Origin of the sequence: Verminephrobacter aporrectodeae subsp. tuberculatae At4, assembly GCF_000193225.1 — a bacterium.
GTDB lineage: Bacteria > Pseudomonadota > Gammaproteobacteria > Burkholderiales > Burkholderiaceae_C > Acidovorax > Acidovorax aporrectodeae.
In genome coordinates, this window is record NZ_AFAL01000369.1 from 1 (window position 1) to 13,334 (window position 13,334).

Below are 13,334 nucleotides of genomic sequence, written 5' to 3' on the forward strand. Positions count from 1 at the left end.
AGCAAAAACGCCGCAGTCGGTCACGGTCCGGAAGGCGGACCTGTCTTGGGCAGGCGGGCGCGGGCTTGCCCGACGGGTCTTGAAGAAGGGGCGGGTGTGCTCCATGCTCTCCCGCATCCGCCGTGGCATCGCCTGGCTCGCGCTCTGCGGCTGCGCGCAATGGGCCGCCGCGTGGCCCGACAGGCCCATCACCCTGGTCGTTCCCTGGGCGCCCGGCGGCTCGGCGGACATTCTGGCGCGCGCGCTGGCCGAGCAACTCGCCAAGTCGCTCGATCAGGCGGTGATCGTCGACAACCGTGCGGGGGCGTCCGGCAACATAGGCTCGCATTTCGTTGCCCGGGCCCGGCCCGACGGCTACACGCTGCTCATCGGCTCGATGAGCACGCACGCCATGAACCCGGCCCTGATGACGACCATGCCTTTCCGCGGCGTCGAGGACTTCACGCCCATTGCGCAGCTGGCGAACGTGATCAACACCATGGTGCTCCACCCGTCCGTTGCGGCGACGAACGTGCAGGAGCTCATCGCTTACGCCAAGGCCCACCCTGGCCGGCTGGCCTACGCATCGGCCGGCCCCGGTTCGACAAACCATCTGAGCGCCGCGCTGTTCGAGAGCGCCGCCGGCGTGCAGATGCTGCACGTGCCGTACCAGGGCGGCGCGCCCGCCGTGCTGGGCACCGTGGCGGGCCAGACGCAGGTGCTTTTCTCAGCCGGCACGCAGACGCTGGCGCACGTCAGGGCCGGCAGGCTGCGCCTGCTGGGCGTGACCGAGGCCCGGCGTTCGCCGCTGCTGCCCGACGCGCCAACGCTCGCCGAAACGCTGCCCGGCTACGCGCTCGGCGTGTGGTACGGGGTCTTCGGTCCGGCAAACATGTCCCGGGACTTGGTGGACAAACTCAACGCCGGGATCAACAAGGCGCTGGACCAGCCAAAGGTCCGCAGCCGCATGCAAGCGCTTGGCGTGGAGATCGTGCAAGACACCCCGGAGCACTTTGCCAGGCTGCTGCGCGACGACGCCGCGCGCTACGGCAGCCTGGTGCGCGAGCTGGGAATCAAAAATGAGTGAGCCGTGCCCGGGCAGAGAATGCCCCCTTTGTGCAAGCTGAAACCCAAGGAGACCGAGTTTTGCAGAACGAGATCACCCGCAAACTGGCGGAAATCATTTCGACCATCCGCTGCCACGGCGATTTCTACGCCTCGGGCCGGACCGCGATCATCATGCCGAATCTGGACGTGGATGGCGTTGGCCGCATCGCGCTACCCCTGCTCGACGTTCAGGGCGATGCGCTGGTCCGCGCAGCCGATCGCGCGCCCTATGGCCGCGGCGAAGATACGCTCGTCGACACTGCGGTTCGGCGAACCTGGCAGATCGACGCCGACCGCATCCATCTCTCCGGGGACGACTGGCCCCGGACGCTGGAGCGCATCGTTGCCCAGGCAGCAGACGGATTGGGGGTGACCGCCCCCGTGACGGCGCAGTTGTACAAGCTGCTGATCTACGACACCGGGAGCTTCTTCGTCGAGCACCGCGACACGGAGAAGGCCCCGGGGATGTTCGCCACCCTGGTGCTGGCGCTGCCCTCGGCGAGCAGCGGCGGGGAACTCGTCGTCCGCCACCGGGGGCGTGAGGTGTGCCTCGATCTGGGGGGCAGTGACTCGGCCGTGGTGTCGTTTGCCACGTTCTACGCGGACTGCGTGCACGAGGTGCGCCCCGTCACATCGGGGTTTCGCCCGGTCCTCATCTACAACCTCGTGCGCACCAAGGGGCGCCAAGCGTCGGCGCCACCGGTGTACGACAAGGAGCAATCTGCGATTGCCGCGTTGCTGCGGCGCTGGGGCGACGACGCCCAGGCTCAGGACGTGGCCGATGGCGGCGCGCCGAAGAAAGTGATCTACCCGCTGGAGCACGCGTACACGCAGGCGGAGCTGGCGTTTGGTGCATTGAAGAACGCCGACGCCGCTGCCGCGAGCGTGCTCGTGCGCGCTGCCGCCGAAGCGGATTGCGAGCTGTACCTGGCGCTGGTATCGATCGAGGAGATGGCAAGCGCCGAGTACATCGGCTACGGACGCGACTACGGCCGCCGCCATCGTGACTGGGACGAGGACGAGGAGGGCGAGGACGACGATGACGGCGACGGCGAAGACTACGAGGTCGGCGACATCATCGAAAGGGATCTCACGGTATCGGATTGGCGGCACCCCGACGGGAGCCGGCCGGCGATCCATTCCCTGCCTTTCCAGGAGGACGAGCTCTGCCCTCCCGAATACTTCGACGATCTCGAGCCTGACGAGCAGCATTTCCACGAGGCCACCGGCAACGCCGGGGCGACCCTGGAGCGCACTTACCGGCAGGCCGCCTTCGTGCTGTGGCCCCGGGCGCAACGCATGGACGTGCTGAGCAGTGCCGGCCTTCATGTGACCTTGCCGTACTTGCGGGACCTGGCTGCACGCTGGGAACGCAGTGGCGCGGATCAGGGCGCGCCCCTCTGGTGCGAAGCGCATGCGCTCGCAGCGTGCATGCTGCGCGACTGGCCGGGAGTGGAAGACAGCTTCGCGGCCAATTCCGCCGACAAGGTCAACAGCATGCTCAAGAGCCTGGCGCAGCTGCGCGACACGGAGTCGCTCGACGCCCTGTTGTCCATCCTGCCGGGGATATACAACGGCGGCGAAAACAAGGCCCTGGCCGGTGCCGCGCGCCTTCTGCCTGCTGCGCGCGTGGCAGAGTGCGTGGGGCAGATCATTGCCTGGAATGCGCAGCCCATTCCCGGTATCTGCGCCGATTTGCTGCTGCACATGTGCAGCAGTGGCCCGTTCGGTGATTCTCCCGAACTGCTGCACCCCGCCGCGACGGTGCTCGTGCAGACGCTGACCGGGCAACGCACCAACCCCGCGCGCCCCGGCTACTCCCGCCGCCCGGAACCCGTCACGTCCGGCCTGGTTGAAGACCTGTTCAGGATGCTCGCAGGGATAGCCGCGCCGGCACTCGACGCACTCGCGCTCGCGCACGTCCTGCAGCATCCCGTGCCCTATGACCTGGACGCGGTGCTCGTTCCGGCCGTTCTGGCGCTGAGCGAGCGCGCATCCATGGTGCAGATGGCCAGCGTGCAGCGCATGCGTGCCGCGTGCCTCACGCATCTGCGCAAGCGCATCGGCGAGTCCTTGCAGCCCCCGAAGGACTTTGCGCGAGCGAATTCGTTGCGCTGCGCTTGCCGCGATTGCGCCGAGCTCGGGCGCTTCCTGGAGGACCCGCAGCGCGAGAGGTGCGTCCTCAAGGCGGGCCAGGCGGTACGCGGCCACGTGGAGGACAGCATCCGCACAGCGGCGTGCGACCTGGATTGCGAGACCAGCCAAGTCGGAAGGCCGTACAGCCTGATCTGCACCAAGAACCAGGCCAGCTACCAGCGGGGCGCGCAACAGCGCATGGACGATCTGCGCAAGTGCGCACGCATGGAGGCCGACGGCACGAACGGCGGCCCGGCCGGGGAAGGTGCAGGGCCGTCGAATCCCGATTAGATCTTCTGCGTGGACATGAAGTTGTCGTAGTGCCCTTCGGCAAAGCGGAACCACAGGATCTGGCTGCGCTGGAAGACGCGCATGTCGGCGTAGATTTTTTTCCACGCGGGGTTCTTGGTGTCGTTTTCCGCGAAGACTTCCATCGAGGCACTGAACGCTGCCTTGAGCACGGCCTGCGGGAACGCCAGCACCTTGGTTTTGGCGGCGACCAGTTGCGTGAGGGCCGTGGGGTTCAGCGCGTCGTATTTGGCCAGCATGTCGGTATGGGCCATGTGGGAGGCGGCTTCGACGATGGCCTTGTTCTCGGCCGACAGGCCGTCAAAGGCCTTGTTGTTGATGAAGAGGTCTATTCCCGGCCCACCCTCCCACCAGCCGGGGTAGTAGTAGTACGGGGCGACCTTGTTGAAGCCCAGTTTCTGGTCGTCGTAGGGGCCGACCCACTCGGCGGCGTCGAGCGTGCCCTTTTCCAGCGCCTGGTAGACCTCGCCGCCGGGGATGCTCTGCGGCACGGCGCCGAGCTTTTGCATCACTTCGCCGACCAAGCCACCACCCAGGCGCATCTTCAGGCCCTTGAAGTCGGCGGGGGAGTCGATTTTCTTGCGGTACCAGCCGCCCATCTGGGCGCCGGTGTTGCCGCCGGCAAAGCTGATGATGTTGTAGGCGCTGTAGAACTCGTTCATCAGCTTGCGGCCGTTGCCATGCAGCATCCAGGCGTTCAGCTGGCGTGCGTTGAAGCCGAAGGGAATCGCCGATCCGAGTGCGAACGCCGGGCTCTTGCCGTAGAAGTAGTACGGCGCCGTGTGCGCCATTTCCACGGTGCCTTCCTGCACGCCATCGACCACGCTGAAGGGCGGCATCAACTCGCCACCGGCGTGCACGGAGATCTCGAATTTGCCGCCCGACATCGCCTTCACGGCCTTGGTGAACACGTCGGCCGCGCCGAAGATGGTGTCCAGCGACTTGGGAAAACTCGAGGCCAGGCGCCAGCGGATGGCGGTCTGCGCGTGCACGGCGGGCGCTGCGCTTGCGGCCAGAACACCGGCGATGCCCGCGTGCTTGATGATTGAACGACGATCCATGGAATTTCTTCTCCGATTCATTGATTGCAAAGCCTGGGCAGCCCGCGTTGTGTTGTGTCACGGGGGGTCTTGCCCGGGCCCATTGTAGGAACATGGTCCCGGGGACTTTCGCGGGTTTTCCCGGGCAAACCGCACCGCAGGCCGGCGCGCAATCAGGCAGCGCCGTGTGCGGGAAAGCGTGCGGCGATCGCCGCGCCGATGCCTGCCGCGTCCAGCCCCTGGAGCGCGAGCAACCTGGCCGGGTCGCCATGCCCGATGAACTGGTCGGGCAGACCCAGTTGCAGCACCGGGCGCACGATGCCTGCGGCGTTCAGCGCCTCGGTGACCGCGCTGCCGGCGCCGCCCATGACGCAGCCCTCTTCCAGCGTGACCAGGGCGTCGTGCCGCTCGGCGACCGTGCGCAGCAGGGCCTCGTCGAGGGGCTTGACCCAGCGCATGTTGAGCACGCTGGCGTCGAGCGCCTCGGCCGCTTCCAGCGCGGGGTAGAGCAGGCTGCCGAACGCCAGGATGGCAATGCGCGGCGCCTTGGCCGGCGGCGTTGCCTTGCGCTCGCGGCGGATCTCGCCCTTGCCGAACGGCAGGCTATCCAGCCCGTCCAGGGGCACCACACCGGCGCCGCTGCCGCGCGGGTAGCGCACGGCCACGGGGTGGTTCTGTTCAAAGGCGCTGCTCAGCAGTTGGCGGCACTCGCGCTCGTCCGCGGGGCAGGCCAGGCTCATGTTGGGAATGCAGCGCAGGAACGCAATATCGTAGGCGCCGGCGTGCGTCGCGCCGTCGGCGCCCACGAGGCCCGCGCGGTCGAGCGCAAACACCACGGGCAGGTTCTGCAAGGCCACGTCGTGGATCAGTTGGTCGTAGCCGCGTTGCAGGAAGGTCGAGTAGATCGCCAGCACGGGTTTGGCACCCTCGCAGGCCATTCCGGCGGCAAAGGTCACGGCATGCTGCTCGGCGATGCCCACGTCGTAGTAGCGCTCGGGAAAGCGTTTTTCGAATTCGACCATCCCCGAGCCCTCGCGCATCGCGGGCGTGATGCCGACCAGGCGCGCGTCTTGCGCCGCCATGTCGCACAGCCACTGGCCGAAGACCTGCGTGAAGCTGAGCCGGGGCGCAGCGCTGCCCTTGACCAGTCCCACGGCGGGGTCGAACTGGCCCGGGCCGTGGTAGGCCACGGGGTCGGTCTCGGCGAGTTTGTAGCCCTGGCCCTTCTTGGTCACCACGTGCAGGAACTGCGGGCCCGTGAGGCTTTTGATGTTCTCCAGCGTGGGGATCAGCGAATCGAGGTCATGCCCGTCGATCGGCCCGATGTAGTTGAAGCCGAATTTCTCGAACAGCGTGGCCGGCACCACCATGCCCTTGGCCTGCTGCTCCAGGCGTTTGGCAAACTCCAGCAAGGGGGGCATGGGGCCCAGCACGGTCTTGCCCACGTTCTTGGCCGCGGCGTAGAACTGCCCGCTCATGAGCTGCGCCAGATAGCGGTTGAGCGCGCCCACCGGCGGGCTGATGCTCATGTCGTTGTCGTTGAGTATCACGAGCAGGTTGCAGTCCGCAACGCCCGCGTTGTTCAGCGCCTCGAAGGCCATTCCCGCGCTCATCGCGCCGTCGCCGATGACGGCCACGGCGTGGCGCTTCTCGCCCTGGCGCTTGGCGACCATGGCCATTCCCAGCGCGGCCGAGATGCTGGTGCTCGAATGCGCCGTGCCGAAGGCGTCGTACGCGCTCTCGGTGCGTTGCGGAAAGCCCGAGATGCCGTCGAGCTGGCGCAGCGTGTGCATGCGCTCGCGCCGGCCGGTCAGGATCTTGTGCGCGTAGGTCTGGTGGCCCACGTCCCATATCAGGCGGTCGTGCGGGGTGTCGAACACATGGTGCAGCGCCAGCGTCAGTTCCACCGTTCCCAGGTTGGAGCTCAGGTGGCCGCCGGTCCGCGAGACGCTCTCGAGCATGAAGCCACGCAGTTCCGTGGCCAGGGTCTGGAGGTCTGCGCGCGTGAGCCGGCGCAGATCCGCAGGGTCATCAATGGTCTGGAGCAGGGGAAAGGACGGCATGGACATGGCGTGTCTCAACAGGAGCGGCGCACCAGCATGTCCGCCAATGCGGCCAGGGCGCGGGCATCGGGCAGGCCGCTGCGCGCCAGCGCGGCATGCGCCTGCTCGAGCAGTTCCTGCGCCTGCGCCTGCGCGCGGTCCAGACCGAGCAGCGAGACGTAGGTGGGCTTGGCCGCGGCCGCGTCCTTGCCTGCGGTTTTGCCGAGGGTGGCCGAATCGGCGACCACGTCGAGGATGTCGTCCACCACCTGGAACGCCAGCCCCATGGCCGCGCCATAGTCGGACAGCGCTGCGTAGACGGTGGGATCTGCGATGGGGTCTGCATGGCCGCAGATGGCGCCCATGAGCACGCTGCCCTGCAGCAGCGCGCCGGTCTTGAGGCGGTGCATCTGGCGCAAGCGGTCCTCGGTGAGCGCCGCGCCCACGCTGACCAGGTCGATCGCCTGCCCGCCCGCCATGCCGCCCGACCCCGCGGCGCGCGCCAGCAGGCGGCACAGGGCGGCCTGGGTCGCGGCGGGAATGGCGCTGTCATCGGGCGTGAGCAGCTCGAACGCCAGCGCCTGCAAGGCGTCTCCCGCGAGCAGGGCCTGCGCCTGGCCAAAGCGCACGTGCACCGTGGGCTTGCCGCGGCGCAGCACGTCGTCGTCCATGCAGGGCATGTCGTCGTGCACCAGCGAATAGGCGTGGATCAGTTCCACCGCGCAGGCCGCCCGCAGCGCCGCAGCGTCGAACGTGGCGCGGGCCTTGCCGCCGCACACCGCCTCGTGCGCTGCCAGCACCAGCAGGGGCCGCAGGCGCTTGCCGCCATCGAGCACGGCGTAGCGCATGGCGTCGCCCAGCCCCGCGGGGGCACCATGCCCGACCCAGTGCGACAGGGCCTGCTCCACGTGGGCCAGGCGCTTGTGGCTCCAGAGGGGCAGGTCGAATGACCGGTCCGGGGAGGAAGGCGTGGGCAGCGCGCTCATTCCTGCGTCCAGGGTTGCAGCTGGCCATCGTCGAGCACCTTGATCTGGTCTTGCACGGCGTCCAGGCGCTCGCGGCAAAAGGCCAGCAAGCTGGCGCCGCGCTGGTAGCCGGTGAGCATCTGGTCCAGCGGCAGCTGACCCGACTCGATGCGTGCCATGAGTTGCTCCAGCTCTTGCAATGCGGCCTCATAGCTGGCGGGTTCGGCGGGGGAAGCGGGGAGAGCCTTGGGCATGCAGGGGCGGCAGAGCGCGCAGGTGGCAAAGCCGTGATTCTAGTGTCGCGGTATGCAAAAAATGCGCGTTGCCGCCCGGGTTTTGATACATGCAGGAGGGGCGTTGGAATACCCCCACGATCCATAAATCTATAATCCCACCTCCCGTCGAGCCGGCCACCCGGGCCACCTGGAGACACAAGCCAGGTGACCACAGGCCGGTTTCTTTTTTCTCCAGATGCGCCCCGGCGCACCTCCCTGTGGGGAGTCTTTAGGTCAGGTCACCCATGTCTGATTTAAGTCTTCAACTGCAGCAGGCTGCAAGCCAACTACCCGTTTCGAGCTACTTTGACGACGCGCTCTTCCAGCGCGAGCGGGACACCCTTTTTCAGCGCGGGCCGCGCTATGTGGGGCACCAGCTGTCCGTGCCCAACCCGGGCGACTACCACGCCCTGCCCCAGGAGGGCGGGGGCCGCGCCCTGGTGCGCAACGCCCGGGGCGGCGTCGAGCTCATCTCGAACGTCTGCCGCCACCGCCAGGCCGTCATGCTCCAGGGCAGGGGGTCGTTGCACACCCGGCAAAAGGGCAGCGCGGACGGCAACATCGTGTGCCCCCTGCACCGCTGGACTTACAGCCCCGAGGGCGAACTGCTGGGCGCGCCGCACTTTGCGCACTCCCCCTGCCTGAACCTTGGCAACTATCCGTTGCACGAATGGAATGGTTTGCTGTTTGAAGACAATGGTTACAGCGTGGAAGCCGATTTGGCGCAACTGGGTCCGCGTGCCGACCTGAACTTCGACGGCCACGTTCTGGACCATGTGGAACTGCACGACTGCCACTACAACTGGAAAACCTTTATCGAGGTCTATCTGGAGGACTACCACGTCGGCCCCTTCCACCCGGGCCTGGGCAGCTTCGTGACCTGCGACGACCTGCGCTGGGAGTTTGGCAGGAACCACTCGGTGCAGACGGTGGGTGTCGCGAACCGCCTGGGCAAGGCCGGCAGCCCCGCTTACGAGCGCTGGCAGAAAGCCCTGCTGACCTACCGCGAAGGCAGGCCGCCCAAGCACGGAGCCATCTGGCTCACGCTGTACCCGCACATCATGCTCGAGTGGTATCCGCACGTGCTCACGGTCTCCACGCTGCACCCCGTCAGCCCGGGCAGGACGCTGAACGTGGTGGAGTTCTACTACCCCGAGGAAATCGCCGCCTTCGAGCGCGAATTCGTCGAGGCGCAAAGAGCCGCCTACCTGGAAACCTGCGCCGAGGACGACGAGATCGGCGAGCGCATGGACGCCGGCCGCAGGGCCTTGCGCGCGCGTGGCGACAACGAAGTGGGGCCCTATCAGAGCCCCATGGAAGACGGCATGCAGCACTTTCACGAGTGGTACCGCAGGGCCATGGGCGCGGCACCTCGGCACGGTTGACGAAGGTCCATGGAGCGCCCAGCCTGCGCGCTGGGCGTTTCTCTGTCCGGGCTTGGAATCAGGCTGCTGCAGCGCGCGGTTGTTGCGGCGGCGTCGGCGCGACTTGAACGGCCAGCCGCAGGCCCAGCGCCTGGAGCACGGCCGAAAGGCTGCGCAGTTCGGGATTGCCCTGGGACGATAGCGTGCGATAGAGCTGGTTCGCGTTCAGCTCGGCTTCCCGGGCAAGAGCACGCACACCACCGTGCGCCTGCGCCATCTGGCGCAGCGCAACCAGCAGATCCGCGGGCTCGCCATCTTGCAAAAGCTGATTCAGGTACTCGGCCGCAAATGCCGGGTCTTCCTTGAACAACTCGGCCATGGCTTCGTCGTGGCTTCGATCTTTCATGCTGACCTCCGTTGCCAATCTCTCCAATACCCCATGGCGCGCTTGATGTCGGCGTCTTGGGAGCCCTTGTCACCTGCGCACAGCAGCAGCACTACCACGGCCCCGGCCTGGGCGTAGTAGACGCGGTAGCCCGGCCCCTGGTCGATCCGCAACTCCCACACGCCATCCCGGCAAAACTTGTGGTCGCCAAAGTTGCCCGCTTCCACGCGGTTCACGCGCTTGAGCACCTGGCCTTTTGCGATAGGGTCACGAATCTTCCTGAACCAGTCCTGAAACGGGTCGCCCCCGTCCTCGGTGATGTAGTGGCGGACGGTGAACATGGATGGATTATCGTTTTAAAACGATGCAAGGCAAAGGTGCGCGGCAGGTTTGGCCGCTTACGCTTGGTTTGCGGCTGGTTTTTTCTCGAGGTCATCGATCAGCGCATCTGCAGTGGCAAAGCGCGCGCGGCGGCTCTCGATGATCTCGCGGGCCTCGGCCATGGCAGCGCGGGTGCTGGCATTCGGTGCCTTGATCGCAAACGGCAGTTCCTTGTCGGCCACGACGCGAGTCAGGAGGCTGCGGACCGCGTCGGAGACGGTCAGGCCCATCGAGGCCAGCGTTTGCGTAGCCTGCGCCTTGACGTTCTCGTCCACGCGGACGTGAAGCACGGTAGTAGCAGCCATGAGTGACTCCTGTGGTATTCCGATTCAAGGCGCAGTGTATTTGGACCCGAACCCTGGTCGAAAGCTCTGTGTTGCAGCCTTGCATGGGCTGGCATCCGTCTGACTGCCCACACCCTACACTGCGGACATGGACCTCTTGATCCTGGGCATTGAATCTTCTTGCGACGAAACGGGCGTGGCGCTGGTCCGCTCGGCGGGCGGCGCCGTTCCCGCGCTGCTGGCGCACGCGCTGCATAGCCAGGTCGCCATGCACCGGGACTATGGCGGCGTGGTGCCCGAACTGGCGAGCCGCGACCATATCCGCCATGTGCTGCCCCTGATGACGCAGGTGCTGCGCGAATCCGGCGAGTCCTTGTCGAACGTGGACGTGCTGGCCTATACGCGCGGCCCCGGTCTGGCCGGGGCGCTGCTGGTGGGTGCCGGCGTGGCCTGTGCCCTGGGGGCGGCCCTGGACAGGCCGGTGCTGGGCGTGCACCACCTGGAGGGGCATCTGCTGTCGCCCTTTCTGAGCGCGGCACCGCCGGAGTTTCCCTTTGTGGCCCTGCTGGTATCGGGCGGCCACACGCAGCTGATGCGCGTGGACGGCGTGGGCCGCTACGGCTTGCTGGGCGAAACCATCGACGACGCAGCGGGCGAGGCCTTTGACAAATGCGCCAAGCTCATGGGCCTGAGCTACCCCGGCGGCCCCGCGCTGTCGCGGCTCGCCGAACACGGCAGTGCCACGGCGTTCAAGCTGCCACGGCCCATGTTGCACAGCGGCGATCTGGACTTTTCCTTTGCCGGCCTGAAAACCGCCGTGCTCACGCAGGCCAGGAAGCTGGGGGACAGCCTGGAGGCCCACAAGCCGGACCTGGCGGCGAGCACCGAGGCGGCGATCGCGGATGTGCTGGTCAGCAAGACCCTGGCCGCGCTCGGGCAGACCGGGATCGGGCGCGTCGTGGTCGCCGGTGGCGTGGGGGCCAACCGGCGCCTGCGCAGCCAGCTCGACGCCGCCTGCGCCGAGCGTGGGCTGCGCGTGCACTACCCCGAACTGCACCTGTGTACCGACAACGGCGCCATGATTGCGCTGGCCGCCGCCATGCGCCTGCAGGCCGGGCAGCAGGAGGCCAGCAGGGACTACGCGTTCGACGTCCGGCCCCGCTGGCCGCTGCGCTGATCTTCCCGGGAGCCCTGCGCCCCCGATGCGCACGCGCCGGGGGCGCTGCCATGCCACCCGATCCGACACTGTGGCCCGGGGCCAACGGTTCCTGCGGATGCGCGGCCCCGCGCGCGTGCCTGCGCCGGGCGGACGCCTCCATAAATTTCTCCGAACTGTCAAAGCATTGTCACGTGCGGCAAGCACAGTCCAGTTGTCTAGACAACCCAACGCACAGGAGCGAGCCATGCCAGCGGCACTTCATATCCATCGACTGAACAAGCATTTTCCCAATGGCCGGCAGGCCTTGCGCGATGTCAGCCTGACCGTACAGCACGGCGAGATGGTGGCGCTGATAGGCGCCTCGGGGTCGGGGAAATCCACGCTGCTGCGCCATGTGGCGGGTTTGGTCGCGGCTGACGCGCAGAGTCCCTCGCTGATCGAGATCGACGGCTGCTGCGTGCAGCAGGGCGGGCGCATCCACCACGACATCCGCAGGCTGCGCGCGCAGGTGGGCTTCGTGTTCCAGCAGTTCAACCTGGTCGATCGCCTGCCGGTGCTGATGAACGTGCTCGTCGGCCTGCTGCACCGCATTCCCCGGTGGCGCAGCTGGCTGCGCCTGTTCCAGCCGCAGGAGTGCGCGCTGGCGCTCGAGGCGCTGGCCCGCGTGGGCATTGCCGACTGCCACGCGCAGCGCGCGTCCACGCTGTCGGGCGGGCAGCAGCAGCGTGCGGCGATTGCGCGCACGCTGGTGCAGGGCGCCAAGGTGGTGCTGGCTGACGAGCCGATCGCGTCGCTGGACCCCGAGTCCTCGCGCAAGGTCATGGACATTCTGGCGCGCATCAACCGCGAGGACCGCTGTACCGTCATCGTCTCGCTGCACCAAGTGGACGTGGCGATCAAGTACTGCCCGCGCGTGGTGGCGCTGCACCATGGGCAGGTGGTGTACGACGGGGCTTCCTCTGCGCTCACGCCCGCGCTGCTGCGCCGCCTGTACGGCGTGCAAGCCGACGAGATCCTGGCGGACGCGGCGCCGCCCGCCGCAGCGCCCTGCGTCCCGTCCCCCACGCCGCAATGGACCATGGCCCCCGCAGCGGTCTGAGCGCGGGCCGCGGTTTTTCTTTCTTTTTTTTGAGGACTTCGCATGTTCAAGAAACTGTGTGCCGCCTTGGCTTTGGGCCTGGGTCTGTCCGGGGCCCAGGCCCAGGACGTCAACTTTGGTTTTATCTCGACCGAGACCTCGCAGAACATCCGGGCCGACTGGCAGCCGCTGCTCGACGACATGGAGCGGCAGACCGGCCTGAAGATCCACGCCTTCTTCGCGCCCGACTACGCCGGAATCATCGAAGGCATGCGCTTCAACAAGGTGCAACTGGCCTGGATGGGCAACAAGGCGGCGATGGAGGCAGTGGACCGCGCCAACGGCGAGGTGTTCGCGCAGATGGTCAACGCCAGCGGCGCGCAGGGCTATTACTCGCACCTGATCGTGCACCGGGACAGCCCGTACAACACGCTCGACGAGGTGCTGAAAAACGGCAAGTCGCTGAGCTTTGGCAACGGCGACCCGAACTCCACCTCGGGCTTTCTGGTGCCGGGCTACTACGCTTTTGCGCAGAACAAGGTCGATGCCAAGACGCATTTCAAGATCGTGCGCAGTGCGAACCACGAAACCAACGCGCTGGCCGTGGCCAACCGGCAGGTCGACGTGGCCACGAACAACAGCGAGAACCTGGAGAAGCTCCGGGAGCGCTATCCCGAGAAGTTCAAGGACATCAAGATCGTGTGGACCTCGCCGCTGATCGCGCTCGATCCGCTGCTCATGCACAAGGGGCTTGCCGAAGCCACGAAGGCGAAGATCAAGGATTTTTTCTACAACTACGCCAAGACCGACGCGCGCGAGAAGGAGATCGT

The 13,334-nt window shown here is 67.0% G+C and carries 13 protein-coding genes; 6 read left to right on the forward strand and 7 right to left on the reverse strand.

The genetic code is table 11. From position 1 onward, the window contains the following. The first annotated feature begins 103 nt into the window (after positions 1-103). Together VTU_RS0108825 and VTU_RS0108830 are read left to right on the forward strand one after the other, a co-directional pair. Positions 104-1,066: a Bug family tripartite tricarboxylate transporter substrate binding protein gene (locus VTU_RS0108825; RefSeq protein WP_010103366.1), complete on the forward strand. Its 963-nt coding sequence runs from the start codon at positions 104-106 to the stop codon at positions 1,064-1,066. Between the two features lie 59 nt (positions 1,067-1,125). Beyond that, positions 1,126-3,513 carry a 2OG-Fe(II) oxygenase gene (locus tag VTU_RS0108830; protein ID WP_010103368.1) on the forward strand — a complete coding sequence of 796 codons (2,388 nt, stop codon included), beginning with the start codon at positions 1,126-1,128 and terminating at the stop codon, positions 3,511-3,513. On the opposite strand, the gene VTU_RS0108835 is transcribed toward VTU_RS0108830, so the two are convergent. The 4 genes from VTU_RS0108835 to xseB form a co-directional block, all read right to left on the reverse strand. Next, positions 3,510-4,592 (reverse strand): TRAP transporter substrate-binding protein, encoded by a 1,083-nt coding sequence (locus VTU_RS0108835; RefSeq protein WP_010103370.1) that lies wholly within the window; start codon positions 4,590-4,592, stop codon positions 3,510-3,512. The genes VTU_RS0108830 and VTU_RS0108835 overlap by 4 nt on opposite strands. 152 nt (positions 4,593-4,744) lie before the next feature. After that, positions 4,745-6,640 (reverse strand): 1-deoxy-D-xylulose-5-phosphate synthase, encoded by a 1,896-nt coding sequence (gene dxs / locus VTU_RS0108840; protein WP_010103372.1) that lies wholly within the window; start codon positions 6,638-6,640, stop codon positions 4,745-4,747. An 8-nt stretch (positions 6,641-6,648) separates the two neighbouring features. Then, entirely contained in the window at positions 6,649-7,599 is a 951-nt protein-coding gene (locus VTU_RS0108845) for a polyprenyl synthetase family protein (protein ID WP_010103374.1), read from the reverse strand. Then, complete coding sequence (gene xseB / locus VTU_RS0108850) at positions 7,596-7,832, reverse strand: exodeoxyribonuclease VII small subunit (protein WP_010103375.1); 237 nt, start codon at positions 7,830-7,832, stop codon at positions 7,596-7,598. Before xseB ends, VTU_RS0108845 begins: the two co-directional genes overlap by 4 nt. Positions 7,833-8,098: 266 nt before the next feature. On the opposite strand from xseB, the gene VTU_RS0108855 reads away from it, so the two are divergent. Continuing rightward, complete coding sequence (locus tag VTU_RS0108855; protein ID WP_010103376.1) at positions 8,099-9,238, forward strand: aromatic ring-hydroxylating oxygenase subunit alpha; 1,140 nt, start codon at positions 8,099-8,101, stop codon at positions 9,236-9,238. A gap of 58 nt (positions 9,239-9,296) precedes the next feature. Here the strand turns inward: VTU_RS0108855 and VTU_RS0108860 are convergent, their stop codons facing one another. From VTU_RS0108860 to VTU_RS0108870, 3 genes are read right to left on the reverse strand one after another with little or no spacing between them, the layout of a single operon-like run. Beyond that, positions 9,297-9,623, reverse strand: coding sequence for an addiction module antidote protein (locus VTU_RS0108860; protein WP_010103377.1), 327 nt, complete (start codon positions 9,621-9,623; stop codon positions 9,297-9,299). Beyond that, a complete protein-coding gene (locus VTU_RS0108865) occupies positions 9,620-9,943 on the reverse strand; it encodes a type II toxin-antitoxin system RelE/ParE family toxin (RefSeq protein ID WP_010103378.1) in 324 nt (107 codons plus the stop codon). The genes VTU_RS0108860 and VTU_RS0108865 overlap by 4 nt, the downstream gene beginning before the upstream one ends. 57 nt (positions 9,944-10,000) lie before the next feature. Next, on the reverse strand, positions 10,001-10,288 hold the full coding sequence (locus VTU_RS0108870; RefSeq protein WP_040892568.1) for a type II toxin-antitoxin system RelB/DinJ family antitoxin: 288 nt from the start codon (positions 10,286-10,288) through the stop codon (positions 10,001-10,003). 127 nt (positions 10,289-10,415) lie between these two features. On the opposite strand from VTU_RS0108870, the gene tsaD reads away from it, so the two are divergent. From tsaD to phnD, 3 genes are all read left to right on the forward strand, one after another. After that, positions 10,416-11,444: a tRNA (adenosine(37)-N6)-threonylcarbamoyltransferase complex transferase subunit TsaD gene (gene tsaD, locus VTU_RS0108875; RefSeq protein ID WP_010103380.1), complete on the forward strand. Its 1,029-nt coding sequence runs from the start codon at positions 10,416-10,418 to the stop codon at positions 11,442-11,444. Between the two features lie 226 nt (positions 11,445-11,670). Then, positions 11,671-12,525: a phosphonate ABC transporter ATP-binding protein gene (phnC, locus tag VTU_RS0108880; protein ID WP_010103381.1), complete on the forward strand. Its 855-nt coding sequence runs from the start codon at positions 11,671-11,673 to the stop codon at positions 12,523-12,525. Positions 12,526-12,567: 42 nt separating this feature from the next. Continuing rightward, the coding region (gene phnD / locus VTU_RS0108885) for a phosphonate ABC transporter substrate-binding protein (RefSeq protein WP_010103383.1) at positions 12,568-13,334 on the forward strand (767 nt) is incomplete at its 3' end.

Excerpts from the sequence above, each read along its gene's own strand:
- VTU_RS0108825 (WP_010103366.1), top strand. The coding sequence starts at position 104 with ATGCTCTCCCGCATCCGCCGTGGCATCGCCTGGCTCGCGCTCTGCGGC.
- VTU_RS0108835 (WP_010103370.1), bottom strand. The coding sequence starts at position 4,592 with ATGGATCGTCGTTCAATCATCAAGCACGCGGGCATCGCCGGTGTTCTG.
- dxs (WP_010103372.1), bottom strand. The coding sequence starts at position 6,640 with ATGTCCATGCCGTCCTTTCCCCTGCTCCAGACCATTGATGACCCTGCG.
- VTU_RS0108845 (WP_010103374.1), bottom strand. The coding sequence starts at position 7,599 with ATGAGCGCGCTGCCCACGCCTTCCTCCCCGGACCGGTCATTCGACCTG.
- xseB (WP_010103375.1), bottom strand. The coding sequence starts at position 7,832 with ATGCCCAAGGCTCTCCCCGCTTCCCCCGCCGAACCCGCCAGCTATGAG.
- VTU_RS0108855 (WP_010103376.1), top strand. The coding sequence starts at position 8,099 with ATGTCTGATTTAAGTCTTCAACTGCAGCAGGCTGCAAGCCAACTACCC.
- VTU_RS0108860 (WP_010103377.1), bottom strand. The coding sequence starts at position 9,623 with ATGAAAGATCGAAGCCACGACGAAGCCATGGCCGAGTTGTTCAAGGAA.
- VTU_RS0108865 (WP_010103378.1), bottom strand. The coding sequence starts at position 9,943 with ATGTTCACCGTCCGCCACTACATCACCGAGGACGGGGGCGACCCGTTT.
- VTU_RS0108870 (WP_040892568.1), bottom strand. The coding sequence starts at position 10,288 with ATGGCTGCTACTACCGTGCTTCACGTCCGCGTGGACGAGAACGTCAAG.
- tsaD (WP_010103380.1), top strand. The coding sequence starts at position 10,416 with ATGGACCTCTTGATCCTGGGCATTGAATCTTCTTGCGACGAAACGGGC.
- phnC (WP_010103381.1), top strand. The coding sequence starts at position 11,671 with ATGCCAGCGGCACTTCATATCCATCGACTGAACAAGCATTTTCCCAAT.